This is a genomic window from Pseudomonas sp. SK2 (genome assembly GCF_016772395.1).
Lineage (GTDB): Bacteria > Pseudomonadota > Gammaproteobacteria > Pseudomonadales > Pseudomonadaceae > Aquipseudomonas > Aquipseudomonas taiwanensis.
Map to the genome: position 1 here is coordinate 5,161,999 of NZ_CP061944.1, position 18,287 is coordinate 5,180,285.

The window sequence follows — 18,287 nt, forward strand, 5'->3', positions numbered from 1 at the left end:
TGGCTATCTAAAAATGATGACAAAATAATTACAGGGAGTTACGAACCCCCGTGGCAGAGCGCTCAAAAGGCCGCTCCGATTCCTGTTGGCAATAGAGGTATTTTATGGACAATCGACCACTGTTCCAAGCAAGGTGGTCCTGGGGCCCCTTGGCAGCCTGCACTTTGCTGCCTATCGCCCTACTGTGTTTCTGGTTATGGCCCATTGGCCAGATCTTGTGTCTGACAGTCGACGAATGGCTATTCCATAGCCTGAACTCACCGCTGGCCGATCACACCCTCTGGCGTTACACCTGGACCGTCGGCAGCCTACGGCCCTTCGACATCGTCGTGGGTCTGATCCTGCTAGCCCTGCTCATCCGTGGCGACTGGGTGTTCAAAGCCTGTCAGGTGCGCCAGGCGTTTTTCGGCTTCCTGGTCACCCTGTTGCTCTTAGTGGTGATTCGCGCGCTGTTTTCCAAGTGGGTGGATGCAATGGGCTGGCAACACGACAGTCCGTCGATGATGTTCGACGACGCCGTGCACCTGAAGGATTACTACCCCAACCTCGAAGCCAAGTGGGAGCTCAAAGACCGCTCCAGCAACAGTTTCCCTGGCGACCATGCCTCGGTGCTGTTGATCTGGGCGCTGTTCATGAGTTTGTTCAGCCGCCGCCTGATTCAGCACCTGGTGATCTGGGGTCTGGCGTTTCTGTTCATGATGCCGCGCCTTGTCGCGGGCGCGCATTGGGGCCAGGACGATTACATCGGCGGCCTGCTGATGGCGGTGCTGGCGTTGGGCTGGAGCTGCCACACGCCGCTGGCGGCCAAGGCAAGCGAAGCACTGGTGCGTTGGACAGAACCGTTGTTCGGGTTGCTGGGGCGGGTACCGTTTGTCGGGCGATTAGCGATCCTTCGTTAGCCGCCTGAGCGTTGCCCCACTGCCATCGCCGACAAGCCGGCTCCTGCAAAAATCATCGTGGGGGCTGGCTTGAAAGCGATAGGGCGCAAGGCATCCCAACTACTCGAAACTGCCGTGCAGTTGGTGAATCTGACGCCGCTGCTTCTTGTTCGGCCGGCCATCGGTGGTTACGCCCATCGCCCCTGCCTTGCGCATCTCGGCGGCCTGCTCCCGGCGCCGCACGCTATCCTCGGTCTCCTCGTACAAGGTCTGCGCCTCTGGCGCGCCACGGCGCACCACCGATAGCGCCTTGACTACCACCGTGCGTTCATCGAAGCCGGTCCGCAGCACGAATTCGTCCCCCACCCGTGGCTCCTTGCCAGGCTTGCAGCGCTCGCCCCGGCAATGCACCTTGCCACTCTCGATAGCCGCCTTGGCCAGGGCGCGGGTCTTGTAGAAGCGCGCTGCCCACAGCCATTTGTCGAGGCGTACTTTGTCGTCGTCTTCCGGCTTCTGAGCCATCCCGATACCTCAAATTCTGTCTTTCATCGAACTGTACTACCTTCACTAACGGATGCAAAAAGTCCGCGCCGTGCTTACAGTTCACCACCTCATTCGCAGGGTGTGCTTAGTGAAGACATTTGACCATCTGACAGTGATCGGCCTGCGCGAGTGGGTCGCCCTGCCCGACCTCGGCGTCGCAGGCTTGCGCGCCAAGATCGACACCGGCGCCAGCACGTCCAGCCTGCATGCCACCGACATCGAACCCTTCGAGCGCGATGGCCAGCCGTGGGTGCGCTTCACCGCTCACCTGGGTTCGGTGGTGCAACTGCGTCACCGTCGCTGCGAGGCGCCGCTGGTGACCATGAAAACCATCAAGAGCTCCAACGGCCAGGCCCAGACCCGCTACGTGATCCGCACATCGCTGGCCCTGGGCGATGGTGTGTGGGAGGTCGAATTCACCCTGGCCTGCCGCAAGAACATGCGTTACCGACTGCTGCTGGGGTCCAAGGCACTCATCCATGGCCAACTGGTGGTCAACCCGGGCCTTAAATACGTTCAAGACAAACCGGCCTTCCCGGCCACTCTCTCCACTGTCACAGGTGCTGCATGAAGATCGCTGTGCTGTCGCGCAATCCGCGTCTGTATTCCACCCGCCGCCTGGTCGAGGCCGGTACCCAGCGGGGCCATGAAATGGTAGTGATCGATACCTTGCGGGCCTATATGAACATCGCCAGCCACAAGCCGCAGATCCACTACCGCGGCAAGCCACTGGAAGGCTTCGACGCGGTCATTCCGCGCATCGGTGCCTCCGTGACATTCTACGGCTGCGCAGTGTTGCGCCAGTTCGAGATGATGGGTGTCTACCCACTCAACGAGTCGGTCGCTATCGCCCGCTCGCGGGACAAGCTGCGTTCATTGCAGTTGCTGTCACGCCGTGGCATCGGTTTGCCGATCACCGGATTCGCCCACTCGCCGGATGACATTCCCGACCTGATCCAGATGGTCAATGGTGCCCCGTTGGTGATCAAGGTGCTCGAAGGTACCCAGGGCATTGGCGTGGTGTTGTGCGAGACCACCAAGGCGGCCGAGTCGGTGATCGAGGCGTTCATGGGCCTGAAGCAGAACATTATGGTTCAGGAATACATCAAGGAGGCCGGTGGCGCGGATATCCGTTGCTTCGTGGTTGGTGACAAGGTGATCGCCTCGATGAAGCGCCAGGCCAAGCCGGGCGAGTTCCGCTCCAACCTGCACCGAGGTGGCGTCGCCAGCTTGATCAAGATCACCCCTGAAGAGCGCATGACCGCCATTCGCGCCGCCAAGGTCATGGGGCTGAGCGTAGCCGGGGTGGACATCCTGCGCTCCAACCACGGGCCGCTGGTGATGGAGGTGAACTCATCGCCAGGGCTTGAAGGCATCGAGGTGACCACCGGCAAGAACGTGGCCGGGATGATCATCGAGCATCTGGAGAAAAATGGCGGGCCGAATCAGACCCGAACCAAAGGTAAGGGATGAGGGTGATGGCGCCGGCCTATTTTGCGGCTAGAGTCGCTCCCACAGCTACAGCGCAGCGCTCAGGCACTGCGCAGTCCCTATAGGCGCGGGTCTACCCGCGCAGAGACCGGCACAGCCCTGAAGGATCAGACGGCATTACGCGGCAGCAACAGCCCCAACGGCAGACGCACCCGCGCCTCGATCCCGCCGCCAGACCGGTTGCGCAGTTCCACATTTCCGCCGTGCTGCGCCGCGATCCGCTTGACGATCGCCAAGCCCAACCCGGTGCCCTTGCCGCCCCGGGCACGGTCACCGCGGATGAACGGGTTGAAGATGGTCTCAAGCTCCGATTCGTCGATCCCTGCCCCACGGTCCAGCACGCTGAGCACCACGTACGGCGCGCTTTCATCACCCGACACGTAAGCCGCCACCTCGACGCCTTTGCCGGCATGGTGCAACGCATTGCCAATCAGGTTGCCGAGCATGCGCTTGAGCGAAACCCGGCGCAGCGGGAACGGTGGAATCGGCTCCAGGCACAGGCGCACTCGCTCCTCGGGCTGGTTGTAGGGCGCAACCACCTCGCGCACCAGGTCCGCCAGGTCCACTTCCTCCACCGGCTCGTCACGGCCATCCCGAATGAAGGCCAGGAACTGGTCGAGAATAGCGTCCATGTCCTCGATGTCGCGGACCATGTCGTCGGTCAGCTCGCTGTCGTTGGCCATCAGCGACAACGACAGGCGCAGGCGCGTGAGCGGTGTGCGCAGGTCGTGCGATACCCCTGCCAGCATCAGCTCGCGCTCGCGACCGGCCTGCTCCACATCCTCGGCCATCTGGTTGAATGCGCGGTATACCTCGGTCATCTCGCTGGGCGTATCGCTGATCGGCAGGCGCACGCTGCGGCCCTGGCCCAGTTGGCGAGCCGCAAACACCAGGCGCTTGAGTGGCTGGTTCAGCTGCCGTACGAAGATCCACGCCGACGCGGTGGACAACAGGCCGATGGCCAGGAACCAGCCCAGCACGTTCCAGATTTTCTGCCCGCGCAGCGGGTGCGGGTACAGCGGCACCTTGAGCCAGCCAGGCCCCAGGCTAGGCGCATTGACCCACAAGGCCGGCGGCGCATGCACGCGCAGGCGAACTTCGGTGTCCTCGCCCAACTCGGCCTGCATCTGCCGCTGATAGATTTCGCTGTAAGGCCAGTGCTGCTCACCCTCGGGCACCCCGGAACCCGTGACCCGGATAAGCCCTGCCGCTTCGGCGATCTTGTCACGGTTTTCTTCATCCGCAGCCCAATAGGCCCGCAGGGTGAGTGCCACGCCGTGGCTGTACTGGCGGTCGACCAGCACGTCCTCGTTCATCAGCAGGTAGACCAGGGTCAGCGCCTTGGAGAACAGGACGACGATCAGCACCAGCCACAGGGTGCGGGCGAAGAAACTTTGCGGAAACCAGAGAGGCGTTTTCATCGAGGACAACTACTGCACAGACGCGAGACTGGCTCGCCAACAACGCCGACCGGCGCAGACGAAAACAGGGCGACCCGTTCGGGTCGCCCTGTCGCGTCCTGGCAAGCCAGCAGGCCGACCATCATTTGCCGGCGTTTCCGTCCGGCACGAAGACATAGCCCACACCCCAGACCGTCTGGATGTAGCGCGGCTTGGACGGGTCCGGCTCGATCATGCGGCGCAGGCGCGAGATCTGCACGTCGATGGAGCGCTCCAACGCGTCCCACTCGCGACCACGGGCCAGGTTCATCAGTTTGTCGCGGGTCAGCGGCTCGCGGGCATGCATGACCAGGGCCTTGAGCACTGCGAACTCGCCGGTGGTGAGCATGTGCACTTCATCGCCACGCTTGAGTTCGCGGGTGGCCAGCGACAGCTCGTAGTCGCCGAAGGTGACCGACTCGTCCTCGCTGCCCGGCGCACCCGGCACGCTTGGCGCCTGGCGACGCAACACGGCCTTGACCCGCGCCATCAGCTCGTCCGGGTTGAACGGCTTGCCCAGGTAGTCGTCAGCCCCCAGCTCCAGCCCCTTGATACGGCTGAGCTCGTCGCCCTTGGCGGTGAGCATGATGATGGGGATCTGGTTGTTGGACTGGCGCAGCCGTTTGCACGCGGAAAGGCCGTCTTCGCCAGGCATCATCAGGTCCAGCACCACCAGGTTGAACACTTCACGCGACAGCAGCCGATCCATCTGTTCGGTGTTGGGCACTGCACGGGCGCGGTAGCCCTTGCTGGTGAAGAAACGTTCCAGCAGGCTGCTCAGCCCTGGATCGTCATCGACGATGAGAATTTTTTCGCCTTCAGCGTTGTTTGCAGTGCCGGTCATGAATAACTCCTCTGATATCGCCGTGCATTATGGCGTAGCCATTGCTGCGCGTGCCGTGAGCATTGTTAGCAGATTTTTCCCATGGTGCCACTTCCTGGCCGCGCAGCAGTGGCTGGGCGCCATCACCGCAAGCCGTCCCCGATGGGTATAATGCGCGGCTTTCACCCTGTGTCGCCGGGCCTTGAGCCCCACCGCGGCCCCCAGCATTCACATTTGTCAGGTGGTTTACATGGACAGCATCAACAGCCGTATCGCCGAGGAACTGGGCGTACGCCCCCAGCAGGTCGAAGCGGCCGTGGGCCTGTTGGACGAAGGCTCGACCGTGCCCTTCATCGCCCGTTACCGCAAGGAAGTGACCGGCAGCCTGGACGACACGCAATTGCGCCACCTGGAAGAGCGCCTGCGTTACCTGCGCGAGCTCGACGAGCGCCGCGCCAGCATCCTGGCCAGCATCGAGGAACAGGGCAAGCTGACCCCGGAACTGGCCCGCGAGATCAAGCTCGCCGACACCAAGACCCGCCTCGAAGACCTCTACCTTCCCTACAAGCAAAAGCGCCGCACCAAGGGCCAGATCGCCCTGGAAGCCGGCCTGGGCGAGCTGGCCGACGGCCTGTTCAACGACCCGCAGCTGACGCCGGAAACCGAGGCCGCGCGCTTCGTCAACGCCGACAAGGGCGTCGCCGACGTCAAGGCCGCTTTGGAAGGCGCCAAGTACATTCTGATGGAGCGCTTCGCCGAAGACGCCGCCCTGCTCGACAAGCTGCGCAACTTCCTCAAGCAGGAAGCGGTGCTCAGTGCACGCGTGGTGGCCGGCAAGGAAGAGGAAGGCGCCAAGTTCCGCGATTACTTCGCCCACGACGAGTTGCTGCGCAACGCTCCGTCGCACCGCGCCCTGGCCATCTTCCGTGGCCGTAACGAAGGTGTGCTCAGCGCCTCGCTGAAAGTCGGCGAAGAGCTGCCCGGCACCCTGCACCCGTGCGAACTGATGATCGGCAACCACGTCGGCATCGAGAACCGCAACCGCCCGGCCGACAAGTGGCTGGGCGAGGTGGTGCGCTGGACCTGGAAGGTAAAGCTGTACACCCACCTGGAAACCGACCTGTTCGGCGAGCTGCGCGACAACGCCGAAGGCGAGGCGATCAACGTCTTCGCCCACAACCTGCATGACCTGCTGCTGGCCGCCCCAGCTGGCCCACGCGCTACCCTGGGCTTCGACCCGGGCCTGCGCACCGGCTGCAAGATCGCCGTGGTCGACGCCACCGGCAAGCTGCTGGACCACACCACCGTGTACCCGCACGCACCGAAGAATGACTGGGACCGCACCATTTCCATCATGGCCGCCCTGTGCGCCAAGCATTCGGTGGAACTGATCGCCATCGGCAACGGCACCGCCAGCCGCGAGAGCGACAAGCTGGTGGCCGAGCTGGTGAAAAAGTACCCCGCACTGAAGATCACCAAGATCATGGTCTCCGAGGCCGGCGCTTCGGTGTATTCGGCATCGGAACTGGCTGCCCGCGAATTCCCGGACCTGGACGTGTCGATCCGTGGCGCCGTGTCGATCGCCCGCCGCCTGCAGGACCCGCTGGCCGAACTGGTCAAGATCGACCCGAAATCCATCGGTGTCGGCCAGTACCAGCACGACGTGTCGCAGGTGAAGCTGGCTCGCGGCCTGGACGCCGTGGTCGAGGACTGCGTGAACGCCGTGGGCGTGGACGTCAACACGGCTTCCGTTGCGCTGTTGACCCGCATCTCCGGCCTGAACGCCACGCTGGCGCAGAACATCGTCGCCCACCGCGACGCCAATGGCCCGTTCGCCACGCGTGCCGCGCTGAAGAAAGTCAGCCGCCTGGGCGAAAAAACCTTCGAGCAGGCCGCCGGCTTCCTACGGGTGATGAACGGCGACAACCCGCTGGATGCCTCCGCGGTTCACCCGGAGGCCTATCCGCTGGTGCAACGCATCGCCGCCGACACCGGCCGCGACATTCGCTCGCTGATCGGCGACAGCGCCTTCCTCAAGCGCCTCGACCCGAAGAAGTTCACCGATGAAACCTTCGGCCTGCCGACCGTCACCGACATTCTGCAGGAACTGGACAAGCCCGGCCGCGACCCACGCCCCGAGTTCAAGACCGCCACCTTCCAGGACGGCGTCGAAGACCTCAAGGACCTGGAGCCCGGCATGATCCTCGAAGGCGTGGTCACCAACGTCACCAACTTTGGTGCCTTCGTCGACATCGGCGTGCACCAGGATGGCCTGGTGCACATCTCGGCGCTTTCGGAGAAGTTCATCAAGGACCCACGTGAAGCGGTCAAGGCCGGCGATGTGGTCAAGGTCAAGGTCATGGAAGTGGACATCCCGCGCAAGCGCGTCGGCCTGTCCATGCGCATGAGCGATACCCCGGGCGAGAAGGTCGAGGGCAACCGTGGGGGCGGCAACCGCGGCAACGGCGGCAACCGTTCGCAGCAGGCGCCCCGCCAGCGTGAAACCGCGACAGCCGCGCCGGCCAACAACGCTATGGCGGCATTGTTCGCCAACGCCAAGCAGCTGAAGAAGAAGTAATGGACGTTCCTCGCGAATACGTCGAAAGCGCCTTCAGCCAACTGCTGGGCTGCCGCCTGCAACGCCTGGACACAGGTGTTGCCGAGGTGGCTCTGGCGGTCGAAACGCACCTGCGCAACCGTGGCCAGAAGTTGCACGGTGGGGCGATCTTCAGCCTGGTGGACATCGCCATGGGCCTGGCCTGCTCGGCCAGCCATGGCTTCGACCAGCAAAGCGTGACCATCGAATGCAAGATCAACTACCTGCGCGCCGTCAGCGACGGCGACGTGCTGTGCACCGCCCGCGTATTGCACGCCGGGCGCCGCACGCTGGTTGTCGACGCTGACGTAGTCCAAGGCGACAAGCTGGTGGCCAAAGCGCAAGGAACCTTCGCTGTTCTCTAGCTCCCAAAGCAGTATCTGCGGTATTTTCGGCAGCAGATGAGGGCCGCTTCGCCGCGCGAGGCGGTCCCAAGTCGGCGCTGGCACTGCCGAGAACCCAGGCAAACCAGGCGACAACGCCAGTTCCTTTTCCAACTACCCTTGTAGACCGTCAACGCTACCCCCATATTGGGGCGACTGACGCGTGAAGGAATCCATCTTGAGCGACCTCCTCAACCGCCGCCTGAGCCTGCTCGGCGCCAATCTTCCCCTGCTCAAGCAGTGCCTGCACGGTATTGAGCGCGAATGCCTGCGCGTGACCGACGAAGGTCGCCTGGCCCAGACCCCACACCCGGAAGCATTGGGTTCGGCGCTGACCAACGAGCAGATCACCACCGACTATTCCGAGTCGCTGCTGGAGTTCATCACCCCGGCACTGGCCGACCCGGCCAAGGTGCTCGAAAGCCTTGAACAGACCCACCGCTTCGTCTACAGCAAGCTGGGCGACGAGTACCTGTGGAGCCCGTCGATGCCCTGCACGTTGCCGGCCGAGGAGGATATTCCGATCGCCGAGTACGGCACCTCGAACATCGGCAAGCTCAAGCATGTCTATCGCAAGGGCCTGGCCCTGCGCTACGGCCGCACCATGCAGTGCATCGCCGGCATCCACTACAACTTCTCCCTGCCTGAAGCCCTCTGGCCGCTGCTGCGCGAGGCCGAGGGTGGTCAGGAGAGCGACCGCGACTACCAGTCCTCGGCCTACATTGCGTTGATCCGCAACTTCCGCCGCTACAGCTGGCTGCTGATGTACCTGTTCGGTGCCTCGCCGGCGCTGGACAAAGGCTTCCTGCGCGGTCGCCCGCACCAGCTCGAAGAGCTGGACGCCGAGACCCTGTACCTGCCCTACGCCACCAGCCTGCGCATGAGCGACCTGGGCTACCAGAGCAACGCCCAGGCGGGCCTGACGCCTTGCTACAACAACCTGTCGAGCTACACCGACAGCCTGCGCAAGGCCGTCGGCACGCCCTACCCGCCCTATGTCGAAGTGGGAACCCACAAAGATGGCGAGTGGGTGCAGCTGAACACCAACATCCTGCAGATCGAGAACGAGTACTACTCGAACATCCGCCCCAAGCGCGTGACCTACACCGGCGAGCGGCCGATCCAGGCCCTGACCTCGCGTGGCGTGCAGTATGTCGAGGTGCGCTGCCTGGACATCAACCCGTTCCTGCCGGTAGGCATCGACCTGACCGAAGCGCGTTTCCTCGACGCGTTCCTGCTGTTCTGCGCCCTGGAGAACAGCCCGCAGCTGGACAACGGCGAATGCGGCCAGTGCACCAGCAACTTCCTTACCGTGGTCAAGGAAGGCCGCCGTCCTGGCCTCGAACTGCGCCGTGACGGCCAACCGATCGGCCTCAAGGCATGGGCCAGCGAGCTGATCGAGCGTATCGGGCAACTGGCCGAACTGCTCGACCGAGCCAACGGTGGCGACGAGCACGCCAAGGCGCTGCGTGCCCAGCAGGCCAAGGTCGATGACGCTTCGCTGACCCCTTCTGCCCAGGTACTGGCGCGCATGACCGAACATGACGAATCTTTCGTCAAGTTCGCCCTGCGCCAGAGCCGCCTGCACGCCGAGACCTTCCGCGACCAGCCCCTGCCCGTCGAGCGCCAGCAGGCTTTCGAAACCCTAGCCCGCGAGTCGCTGGCCGAGCAGGCGCGCCTGGAACAGCAAGAGGTCGGCGACTTCGACCTGTTCGTCGGCGCCTACCAGGCCAGCATTCTGGCGATCAGCAACTGATGACCCGTACCGTCACCCCGCGCAAGCCACGCGCCAGCAGCCAGGCCAGGATCGAAGCGATCCTGGCAGCGGCACGCGAGCTACTGGCCGATCAAGGGGTGGCAGGGTTGTCGATCTACAGCGTGGCCGATCGGGCGCAGATTCCACCGTCGTCGGTGTACCACTTCTTCGCCAGTGTTCCGGCCTTGCTCGAAGCCTTGACCGCCGATGTGCATCGCGCCTTCCGCGAGGCCCTCAGCGCGCCCATCGACAGCTCGGCATTCAACACCTGGCATGAGCTGTCACGGCTGATCGAAGAGCGCATGCTCGCCATCTACAACGAAGACGCCGCTGCCCGCCAGTTGATTCTGGCGCAGCACGGCTTGAGTGAAGTGGTGCAGGCTGACCGCCAGCACGACATGGAGTTGGGCGAGCTGATGCACAAGCTGTTCAACCAGCACTTCCAGTTGCCGGTGATGCCTGTGGATGTGGATGTGTTCGCCTTGGCCATGGAGCTCAGCGACCGGGTGTATGCGCGGTCGGTGCAGTTGCATGAGGCGATTACCCCACGCATGGCCGAGGAAGGCAAACGGGTGTTCGAGGCGTATCTGGGGCTTTACCTGCCGCCGTTTCTGAGCAAGCGTCCGGTTTGAGATTGTTGGGGCCGCTGCGCGGCCCCGGATGGCCAACCTCACAACTTGGCGATGGACACTTCGGTCGACTTCACGAAGGCAATGACCTCACTGCCAACCTGCAGCTCCAGCTCCTTCACGGAACGGGTGGTGATCACCGAGGTGACGATGCCGGAGGCGGTCTGCACGTCGATTTCCGACAGTACCGGGCCTTCGAGGATTTCTTTCACAGTGCCTTTGAACTGGTTGCGGACATTGATCGCTTTGATGGTCATGACTTGATTCCTTCTATTTGGCTTCTGGGGTTCAGTGCGCCCAACGCAGTTGCGTGGGCAAAGGGGCTACAGGGTCCGGCTCGGGCGCAGCGCCCGGCACGGAAAGAACACGGTCGAGCACTTCGCTTTCCAACGCCGCCAGGCGGTGCGAGCCACGCGCCCTGGGCCTTGGCAAGTCGACGACCAGGTCGAGACCGACCTCACCGTCCTCGATCAGAATCACGCGGTCGGCAACGGCAACCGCTTCGCTGACATCGTGGGTAACCAGCAGCACGGTAAAACCGTGCTGGCGCCACAGCCGTTCGATCAGTTGCTGCATTTCGATCCGGGTCAGAGCATCCAGCGCACCGAGCGGCTCATCCAGCAGCAGCAGGCGCGGCTGATGGATCAGGGCACGGGCCAGGGCCACGCGCTGTTTCTGGCCACCGGACAGCGCCGCCGGCCACTCGTTGGCGCGATCGGCCAGGCCGACCGCCTCCAGGGCATCCAGCGCCTTCGTCCGCCAGTCGCCCGACAGGCCCAAGCCGACGTTGTCGATCACCTTCTTCCAGGGCAGCAGGCGTGCGTCCTGGAACATCAACCGGGTTTCCTCGCGCGCCTCGGCCAGAGGCGCAGCACCGGCCAGAAGCTCGCCGGCAGTAGGCTTGTCGAGACCGGCCAGCAGACGCAGCAAGGTGCTCTTGCCGCAGCCGCTGCGGCCAACGATGGCGACGAACTGACCGGCCGGGATGTGCAAGTCGATGCCACGCAACACTTCACGTTTGCCAAAGGTCTTGCGCAGGTCGTTGGCAGCCAGGGGGATGCCACGCAGCAGGCGTGGCGGCTGTTCATTGAGCACGGTCATGCGCCCTCCTTCTTCGCCGGCTGATAGGCCGGGTGCCAACGCAGCCAGACACGCTCCAGACCACGGGCCGCCAGGTCGGCGAGCTTGCCAAGCACGGCGTACAGGACGATGGCCAGCACCACGACGTCGGTTTGCAGAAACTCACGGGCATTCATGGCCAGGTAACCGATGCCGGCGTTGGCCGAAATGGTCTCGGCAACGATCAACGTCAGCCACATGAAGCCCAGGGCGAAGCGCACGCCCACCAGGATCGAGGGCAGCGCCCCCGGCAGGATCACCTGACGGAACAGCGAGAAGCCTGACAGGCCGTAGCTGCGCGCCATTTCCACCAATGCCGGGTCGACATTACGGATGCCGTGGTAGGTGTTCAGGTAGATGGGGAACAGCGTGCCCAGCGCCACCAGGAAAATCTTCGCCGACTCGTCGATGCCGAACCACAGGATCACCAGTGGAATCAGCGCCAGGTGCGGCACGTTTCGAATCATCTGCACCGAGCTGTCGAGCAGGCGCTCGCCCCAGTTCGACAACCCGGTGATGAAGCCCAGCACCAGGCCGATGCTGCCACCGATCAAGAAACCTAGGCCTGCCCGCCAGCCACTGATGGCCAGGTGAGACCAGATCTCACCGCTGCGCACCAGCTCGACCCCGGCACTGATCACCGCGCTCGGGGCCGGCAGGATGCGGGTCGACAGCCAGCCAGCGCTGACCGACAGTTGCCAGACGGCCAGGAGCAATACCGGCAGCGCCCATGGCGCCAGACGCTGCTGCAAGTTGGATGACGTTGCACGACTCATGGCCTGGCCCTCAGCTCTGCGCGACGGATTTGGGCAGGATGTCGTTAGCCACCATCTCGCCAAACGGGCTCACGTAGCCACCACTGCTCGGTTGCTGTGGACGCTGTACATCCAGGTGGGGGAACAGCAGTTCAGCCACGCGATAGGACTCTTCCAGGTGTGGGTAGCCCGAGAAGATGAAGGTATCGATGCCCAGTGCCGCGTATTCCTTGACCCGCTGCGCCACCGTCGGGCCGTCGCCCACCAGTGCAGTGCCTGCGCCACCGCGAACCAGGCCGACGCCGGCCCACAGGTTGGGGCTGACTTCCAGCTTGTCGCGGTTACCGTTGTGCAGGGCCGCCATGCGTTGCTGGCCGACCGAATCGAACCGCGCCAACGAGGCCTGGGCGCGAGCGATGGTGTCGTCGTCCAGGTGCGAGATGAGCTTGTCGGCGGCGGCCCAGGCTTGCTCGTTGGTTTCCCGCACGATTACGTGCAGACGAATACCAAAGCGTACTTCCCGGCCCTGCGCCGCGGCCTTCTCACGCACCTGGGCGATTTTCTCGGCCACGGCGGCCGGCGGCTCGCCCCAAGTCAGGTACAACTCGACCTGTTCGGCGGCCAGATCCTGGGCAGCCTCTGAAGAGCCACCGAAATACAGCGGCGGACGCGGCTGCTGGATCGGCGGGTAGAGCAGTTTGGCGCCCTTGACCTGAATGTGCTTGCCGTCGTAATCCACCACTTCGCCTTCGAGCACCTTGCGCCAGATGCGGGTGAACTCGACGGACGCTTCGTAGCGCTCCTGGTGGTTAAGATGCAGGCCATCACCGGCCAGCTCGTCCGGGTCGCCACCGGTAACCAGGTTGAACAGCGCACGGCCATTGGACAGACGATCGAGGGTCGCCGCCTGGCGGGCAGCGACGGTCGGCGAAATGATGCCTGGGCGCAGGGCGACGAGGAATTTCAGGCGTTGAGTCACGGGGATCAGCGATGCCGCGACCAACCAGGAGTCTTCGCAGGAGCGCCCGGTGGGAATCAGCACACCACCAAAGCCAAGGCGGTCGGCGGCCTGGGCGATCTGCTGCAAATAGCCATGATCGACTGCGCGGGCGCCCTCGGAAGTACCCAGGTACTTGCCGTCGCCGTGGGTCGGAAGGAACCAGAAAATGTTAAGGCTCATTGGAGTTGTCTCCTCAAGGGTGGCTCAAGCCGGCGCGGCGCCCCGGCGTAGCGAATGGTTCAAGGCGCGCTGGCGACCTTGGCCGGGGGTGTCCAGATCACGTCCTTGATGCTCAGCGGCTTGGGAATCAGCTTGAGCGCTTGGAAGGTGTCGGCGATCTTCTGCTGCGCGGCGACCACTTCCGGCGTCAGCGGCGCGGCACCGTAGCCTTGGCGCTTGACCGACGTCAGGGTGATGTCGGCAGGTAGGCCAAGCAGCGGCGCTACCTGTTCGGTGACTTGCTGCGGGTTGGCCTTGGACCATTCACCCACACCGCGCACCTCATCGATCAGCGTGTTGATCACCGCCGGGTGCTGGGTCGCGTAATTGCGGGTAGCCAGGTAGAACTGGTGGTTGTCGACCAGGCCTTTGCCGTCGCGCAGGGTACGCGCCTGCAGCTGCTGCTCAGCGGCGGCCTGGTAAGGGTCCCAGATCACCCAGGCATCGACGCTGCCTCGCTCGAAAGCGGCGCGGGCATCGGCAGGCGGCAGGTAGACCGGCTGGATATCGCTGTACTTGAGGCCGGCGTCTTCCAGGGCGCGGACCAGCAGGTAATGAACGTTGGAGCCCTTGTTCAGGGCAACTTTCCTGCCTTTGAGATCCTTGACCGACTGGATCGACGAACCCTTCGGTACCAGGATCGCTTCGCTGTGCGGCGCAGGTGGCTCATAAGCGACATAGAGCAGGTCAGCGCCAGCTGCCTGGGCGAACACGGGTGGCGTTTCGCCGGTCACGCCGAAGTCAATGGAGCCAACGTTCAACCCTTCGAGCAGCTGCGGACCGCCGGGGAATTCGGTCCATTGCACCTGAATGCCTTGCTCGGCCAGGCGCTTTTCCAACGTACCCTTGGCCTTGAGCAGCACTAGGGTGCCGTATTTCTGATAACCGATACGCAGGCTTTCAGCCTGGGCCTGAGTGATGGCGCCGAAGGACACAGCCGCCGCGAACAGGGCGACCAGACCACGACGCAAGAAGACTGTGCGCATGGCGCTCTCCTGTGCGAATGAGGTTCGGGTTGCACCTGCTTGCCTCGTTGACGGGCGAGTAAGGTGGAAAAGCAGTGAAGCGGTGTTGCCGGGTCAGATGCTCCAGCGAGCACTGATCAGGCGTTCGTTGAGTACGCCAGGGGCCACGGCGCTCGGCCGACGGGCCAAGGCAACGTGGAAGGTTTCCAGCGAGTCCAGCAGCCGCGCTTCCAACGCGGGTGTCAGCTGGGCAGGCTTGCTGCCCTCTGCGTAACTGACCTGGCTGTCGTCGGCGAAGATCCCTTGCAGGGTCTCTTGCGCCTTAAGTGCCGACAGCACGGGCTTGAGTGCGTAATCCACCGCCAGCATATGGGCAATGCTGCCGCCGGTAGCGATGGGCAAAACGATCTTGTGCACCAGGGCGCGCTCGGGCAGCAGGTCGAGCAGGGTTTTCAGGGCACCAGCGAAAGACGCCTTGTACACCGGGGTTGCGACTATCAGGCCATCGGCCTGGGCGACCACCTGCTGGAAGTGCTGGACATGCGGGCTGTCGAAACGCGCATGCAGCAGGTCCTCGGCTGGAAAGTCACGCACCTGGAAGTTCACCACTTCGACGCCACGCTCCTGTAGCCAATTGCGCGAACGCTCGAGCAGCACGCCAGAGCGTGAACGAGGACTGGGGCTACCACCGATAGAGACGACCAGCATTGGAGCGCTTCCTTGAGTTCTATGGGGAGAGACATTAACAGTCGGCTTATATATCTAGAAATCATATTTTTTTATTTGTTTATTCCATTTTGCATTTGCATTGATGCGTCAATCGAGCGCCGCCCGCGCGGCGCATCGCGAGCAAGGCTCGCTCCTACGTTTGTTTCGGGCCAGTGATGCCAGCGGGAAATGCGCGCGACCGCTTTGGCGTGCGCCGCGATATCGAGCCGAACAAACAAGGCGGTCGCGCGCGTCTGTCACAGGCGTTATTGGCCGTAAACAAACGTAGGAGCGAGCCTTGCTCGCGATGCGCCGCGCGGGCGGCGCTCGTTCTCATGATCACCGTACCTCTCGCGCCAATCACCCAGCGGCCCGAACACCATTCCTGCAGCCATAAAAAAGGGCCGTCGAAACGGCCCGAATATCCCTGCTATGGCTAAGAGCAATGCAACGAGGATCCTTAACGATTAGGTTGCGGGGTCAGACGCAGATAGGGCTTCACGGCACGGTAGCCTTTAGGGAAGCGCTGCTTGATCTCGTCCTCGTCCTTCAGCGACGGCACGATCACCACGTCGTCGCCGTCCTGCCAGTTACCTGGCGTGGCGACCTTGTGGTTGTCGGTGAGCTGCAGCGAGTCGATCACCCGCAGGATTTCGTTGAAGTTGCGCCCGGTACTGGCCGGATAGGTAATGGTCAGGCGCACCTTCTTGTTCGGGTCGATGACGAACAGCGATCGCACGGTGAGGGTATCGCTGGCGTTGGGGTGAATCAGGTCGTACAGGTCGGACACCTTGCGGTCGGCGTCAGCGATGATCGGGAAATTCACCACGGTATTCTGGGTTTCGTTGATGTCGTCGATCCAACGGTGGTGGGAGTCGACTGGGTCTACCGACAGCGCGATGACCTTGACGCCGCGCTTGGCGAAATCGTCCTTGAGCTTGGCGGTCAGGCCCAACTCGGTGGTGCATACCGGCGTGAAATCGGCCGGGTGGGAGAACAGCACACCCCAGCTGTTGCCGAGCCATTCGTGGAAGCGGATATTGCCTTCGCTGGACGCTTGTTCGAAATCGGGGGCGATGTCGCCAAGTTTGAGACTCATGGGCTGCGGCTCCTGTGCTGTGTTTGCCTTATGGGATTCAATGTGCCTGCATTCGATTCAAAACAAAAAGAATAAATATTGATTTATTTATAACCAGGCGGAATACAGAAGTTGAGACACAAAAAAGCCTCGCACTAGGCGAGGCTCTTTTTGTGGTTACGACTTACAGGAAGCTGTAAGTGTAGTTCACGATGAAGCGAGTTTGGTCGGTGTCTTTGGTGAACTCGCCGGTGTCACCATTGGTCCCACGGTAGACACCTTGACGCAGGCTGAAACCGAGGCCTTTGAGCGTGCCTTCTTGAATCACATAGTCGATCCGTGCATCACGCTCCCACTCGCTGTAGGTGCCGTTGCCCGAGGCGTAACGAACATCGGTACCACGCAGGTACGAGACGGAAGCCTTCAAGCCCGGTACACCCAAACGCGCGAAGTCATAGGAGTATTGGCCGAAAGTGGTGTTTTCGCCGGCACGAGCGAACTGGTTGATCATGCTGTCGGTGAACAGATAGAAGCTTGAGCCACCAGCACCTTCGGGACGGTTGTTTCCATCACGCACGGAACCTTGGTTCAGCCATACGAAAGCACCGTCGTCACTGACCTGCTGATGCCCCAGCAGGAAGGAGTGCGAACCGAGGGTGTAGGTGAACATCGCGGACCAGGTTTTGTTGTCCACCTCACCTTTGTGCTTGGCATAGCCTTTGTTGTTGTCAAAGGCATAGGCATCATCCTCGCCATTCTTACCATCGCTGCTGCTATCGAAGTAGCGCAGGTCAGTCTTGAATGACTGATCATCAGAGATCTTGAAGATGTGAGTGGCACCCAAGAAGTGCTGCTTATAGAAGTCTTCCAGATTCGAGTAGTAGTACTGCAGGGTCAGATCAGGCGTGAGCTTGTAGTCCAGACCACCGTAGCGGAACTTGTTGCTATCTGCGGTAGCACCGCTGACCGACAGACCAGTTCGGTTGCTAGATGCACGGCCCATCGCATGAGTCAGCTGACCAGCATTGATGGTCAGATTGTCAATTTCCTTCGAGGTGATGGTGCCACCTTCGAAGGTCTGCGGCAGCAGACGGCCATCGTTAGAGACCAGGATTGGCAGCATAGGTGCGAGTGCACTACCGAAGTGCGCTTCGGTCTTGGAGAAGCGGGCCTTCGCATTGGCACCGAAACGAGCCCACTGATCCACCGCAGAACCGTTGGTTTCACTTGGGAAGAAGGTGCTGCTATTCGGGTGCTTGCCGCGGCCGCCGTCCAGGTGAATGCCCCAGAGAGCCTGAGCATCGACACCAAAGCCTACGGTGCCCTCGGTGAAACCGGAGCTGTAGTCGAGCTTGAAGCCCTGACCCGATTCACGGTTATCGGCACCGCCCGCACGGTTATCGTTATTGAAATACATGGTGCGCGAGCTCAGGGACAGCTTGCTGTCCTCTACGAAACCGGCAGCGCCTGCTTGTTGGGCGAGAACCCCCAGTGCCACGGCCAGAGCCAGGCTGGACTTGTACATGTTTTGCTCCTCTACGTTCTAATTCTTGTAGGTCTCAGGTGGCCAGGTCTTCTGCCGTGCTCACCATGGATTGGCGATTTAGTCCCAAAGTGTGACTGTCTAGTCAATGGTTACTAAACATTTCTAGACTTTGGTCTAAGGCGCCGCCTGGGCTACAGGATAATGACAATCCTATAAATCAAAAATGACCGTTTTATGAATTTCTAAGATTTTTGCGGAATAAGGTAGGAACCTTTACAGCCAAAAGTTGTATCGTCCGCGCAAATCATACCTTTAGGTTATTTGCAAACGTTTGCCAACCTGCTAGCCCCCCACCTCTCTTCTAAAGGCAAAAGAGCCTAGCAGCGGAAACCTGTTTCGCCAGCGGCACCCAGACCACT

18 protein-coding genes are annotated in these 18,287 nt (G+C 62.2%); 7 read left to right on the forward strand and 11 right to left on the reverse strand.

Features of this window, described 5'->3' with window-relative positions:
- Positions 1-104: 104 nt before the first annotated feature.
- The gene (locus tag IF103_RS23405) at positions 105-899 is read left to right on the forward strand and encodes a phosphatase PAP2 family protein (RefSeq protein WP_023382891.1); all 795 of its coding nucleotides are present in this window, start codon (positions 105-107) and stop codon (positions 897-899) included.
- A gap of 99 nt (positions 900-998) precedes the next feature.
- Here the strand turns inward: IF103_RS23405 and IF103_RS23410 are convergent, their stop codons facing one another.
- Complete coding sequence (locus tag IF103_RS23410; RefSeq protein ID WP_023382892.1) at positions 999-1,400, reverse strand: RNA-binding S4 domain-containing protein; 402 nt, start codon at positions 1,398-1,400, stop codon at positions 999-1,001.
- Positions 1,401-1,509: 109 nt separating this feature from the next.
- Between IF103_RS23410 and rimB the strand changes: the two genes are divergently transcribed.
- Both rimB and rimK read left to right on the forward strand, forming a co-directional pair.
- Complete coding sequence (gene rimB, locus IF103_RS23415; protein WP_023382893.1) at positions 1,510-1,992, forward strand: retropepsin-like aspartic endopeptidase RimB; 483 nt, start codon at positions 1,510-1,512, stop codon at positions 1,990-1,992.
- Positions 1,989-2,894, forward strand: a complete 906-nt coding sequence (gene rimK / locus IF103_RS23420; protein ID WP_015268602.1) for a 30S ribosomal protein S6--L-glutamate ligase — start codon at positions 1,989-1,991, stop codon at positions 2,892-2,894. The genes rimB and rimK overlap by 4 nt, the downstream gene beginning before the upstream one ends.
- 125 nt (positions 2,895-3,019) lie before the next feature.
- Here rimK and IF103_RS23425 read toward each other — a convergent pair whose 3' ends face one another.
- The gene (locus tag IF103_RS23425; RefSeq protein ID WP_023382894.1) at positions 3,020-4,333 is read right to left on the reverse strand and encodes an ATP-binding protein; all 1,314 of its coding nucleotides are present in this window, start codon (positions 4,331-4,333) and stop codon (positions 3,020-3,022) included.
- Between the two features lie 121 nt (positions 4,334-4,454).
- The gene (gene ompR / locus IF103_RS23430) at positions 4,455-5,195 is read right to left on the reverse strand and encodes an osmolarity response regulator transcription factor OmpR (protein WP_023382895.1); all 741 of its coding nucleotides are present in this window, start codon (positions 5,193-5,195) and stop codon (positions 4,455-4,457) included.
- Positions 5,196-5,424: 229 nt separating this feature from the next.
- Between ompR and IF103_RS23435 the strand changes: the two genes are divergently transcribed.
- The 4 genes from IF103_RS23435 (at position 5,425) to IF103_RS23450 (ending at position 10,541) form a co-directional block, all read left to right on the forward strand.
- Entirely contained in the window at positions 5,425-7,752 is a 2,328-nt protein-coding gene (locus tag IF103_RS23435) for a Tex family protein (RefSeq protein WP_023382896.1), read from the forward strand.
- Positions 7,752-8,135: a PaaI family thioesterase gene (locus IF103_RS23440; protein ID WP_023382897.1), complete on the forward strand. Its 384-nt coding sequence runs from the start codon at positions 7,752-7,754 to the stop codon at positions 8,133-8,135. Before IF103_RS23435 ends, IF103_RS23440 begins: the two co-directional genes overlap by 1 nt.
- A 196-nt stretch (positions 8,136-8,331) precedes the next feature.
- Positions 8,332-9,909 (forward strand): glutamate--cysteine ligase, encoded by a 1,578-nt coding sequence (gshA, locus tag IF103_RS23445; RefSeq protein WP_023382898.1) that lies wholly within the window; start codon positions 8,332-8,334, stop codon positions 9,907-9,909.
- Positions 9,909-10,541 (forward strand): TetR/AcrR family transcriptional regulator, encoded by a 633-nt coding sequence (locus tag IF103_RS23450; protein WP_023382899.1) that lies wholly within the window; start codon positions 9,909-9,911, stop codon positions 10,539-10,541. The genes gshA and IF103_RS23450 overlap by 1 nt, the downstream gene beginning before the upstream one ends.
- A gap of 38 nt (positions 10,542-10,579) precedes the next feature.
- Here the strand turns inward: IF103_RS23450 and IF103_RS23455 are convergent, their stop codons facing one another.
- From IF103_RS23455 to IF103_RS23490, 8 genes are all read right to left on the reverse strand, one after another.
- The gene (locus tag IF103_RS23455) at positions 10,580-10,795 is read right to left on the reverse strand and encodes a TOBE domain-containing protein (RefSeq protein WP_008095172.1); all 216 of its coding nucleotides are present in this window, start codon (positions 10,793-10,795) and stop codon (positions 10,580-10,582) included.
- A 31-nt stretch (positions 10,796-10,826) separates the two neighbouring features.
- The gene (gene ssuB, locus IF103_RS23460; RefSeq protein WP_023382900.1) at positions 10,827-11,639 is read right to left on the reverse strand and encodes an aliphatic sulfonates ABC transporter ATP-binding protein; all 813 of its coding nucleotides are present in this window, start codon (positions 11,637-11,639) and stop codon (positions 10,827-10,829) included.
- Positions 11,636-12,433, reverse strand: a complete 798-nt coding sequence (gene ssuC / locus IF103_RS23465) for an aliphatic sulfonate ABC transporter permease SsuC (RefSeq protein ID WP_202675740.1) — start codon at positions 12,431-12,433, stop codon at positions 11,636-11,638. Before ssuC ends, ssuB begins: the two co-directional genes overlap by 4 nt.
- 10 nt (positions 12,434-12,443) lie before the next feature.
- On the reverse strand, positions 12,444-13,592 hold the full coding sequence (ssuD, locus tag IF103_RS23470; RefSeq protein WP_027907224.1) for an FMNH2-dependent alkanesulfonate monooxygenase: 1,149 nt from the start codon (positions 13,590-13,592) through the stop codon (positions 12,444-12,446).
- 59 nt (positions 13,593-13,651) lie between these two features.
- Positions 13,652-14,617, reverse strand: coding sequence for a sulfonate ABC transporter substrate-binding protein (locus IF103_RS23475; protein WP_023382903.1), 966 nt, complete (start codon positions 14,615-14,617; stop codon positions 13,652-13,654).
- 93 nt (positions 14,618-14,710) lie between these two features.
- Complete coding sequence (gene ssuE / locus IF103_RS23480) at positions 14,711-15,304, reverse strand: NADPH-dependent FMN reductase (protein WP_202675741.1); 594 nt, start codon at positions 15,302-15,304, stop codon at positions 14,711-14,713.
- Positions 15,305-15,764: 460 nt separating this feature from the next.
- A complete protein-coding gene (locus IF103_RS23485) occupies positions 15,765-16,403 on the reverse strand; it encodes a peroxiredoxin (RefSeq protein WP_023382905.1) in 639 nt (212 codons plus the stop codon).
- A 163-nt stretch (positions 16,404-16,566) separates the two neighbouring features.
- Positions 16,567-17,907, reverse strand: a complete 1,341-nt coding sequence (locus IF103_RS23490; protein WP_104883140.1) for an OprD family porin — start codon at positions 17,905-17,907, stop codon at positions 16,567-16,569.
- Positions 17,908-18,287 lie beyond the last annotated feature (380 nt).

Bases quoted from the DNA above. Each gene is read 5' to 3' on its own strand.
- IF103_RS23405 (WP_023382891.1), top strand. From the start codon at position 105: ATGGACAATCGACCACTGTTCCAAGCAAGGTGGTCCTGGGGCCCCTTG.
- IF103_RS23410 (WP_023382892.1), bottom strand. From the start codon at position 1,400: ATGGCTCAGAAGCCGGAAGACGACGACAAAGTACGCCTCGACAAATGG.
- rimK (WP_015268602.1), top strand. From the start codon at position 1,989: ATGAAGATCGCTGTGCTGTCGCGCAATCCGCGTCTGTATTCCACCCGC.
- IF103_RS23425 (WP_023382894.1), bottom strand. From the start codon at position 4,333: ATGAAAACGCCTCTCTGGTTTCCGCAAAGTTTCTTCGCCCGCACCCTG.
- ompR (WP_023382895.1), bottom strand. From the start codon at position 5,195: ATGACCGGCACTGCAAACAACGCTGAAGGCGAAAAAATTCTCATCGTC.
- IF103_RS23435 (WP_023382896.1), top strand. From the start codon at position 5,425: ATGGACAGCATCAACAGCCGTATCGCCGAGGAACTGGGCGTACGCCCC.
- IF103_RS23440 (WP_023382897.1), top strand. From the start codon at position 7,752: ATGGACGTTCCTCGCGAATACGTCGAAAGCGCCTTCAGCCAACTGCTG.
- IF103_RS23450 (WP_023382899.1), top strand. From the start codon at position 9,909: ATGACCCGTACCGTCACCCCGCGCAAGCCACGCGCCAGCAGCCAGGCC.
- IF103_RS23455 (WP_008095172.1), bottom strand. From the start codon at position 10,795: ATGACCATCAAAGCGATCAATGTCCGCAACCAGTTCAAAGGCACTGTG.
- ssuB (WP_023382900.1), bottom strand. From the start codon at position 11,639: ATGACCGTGCTCAATGAACAGCCGCCACGCCTGCTGCGTGGCATCCCC.
- ssuC (WP_202675740.1), bottom strand. From the start codon at position 12,433: ATGAGTCGTGCAACGTCATCCAACTTGCAGCAGCGTCTGGCGCCATGG.
- ssuD (WP_027907224.1), bottom strand. From the start codon at position 13,592: ATGAGCCTTAACATTTTCTGGTTCCTTCCGACCCACGGCGACGGCAAG.
- IF103_RS23475 (WP_023382903.1), bottom strand. From the start codon at position 14,617: ATGCGCACAGTCTTCTTGCGTCGTGGTCTGGTCGCCCTGTTCGCGGCG.
- ssuE (WP_202675741.1), bottom strand. From the start codon at position 15,304: ATGCTGGTCGTCTCTATCGGTGGTAGCCCCAGTCCTCGTTCACGCTCT.
- IF103_RS23485 (WP_023382905.1), bottom strand. From the start codon at position 16,403: ATGAGTCTCAAACTTGGCGACATCGCCCCCGATTTCGAACAAGCGTCC.
- IF103_RS23490 (WP_104883140.1), bottom strand. From the start codon at position 17,907: ATGTACAAGTCCAGCCTGGCTCTGGCCGTGGCACTGGGGGTTCTCGCC.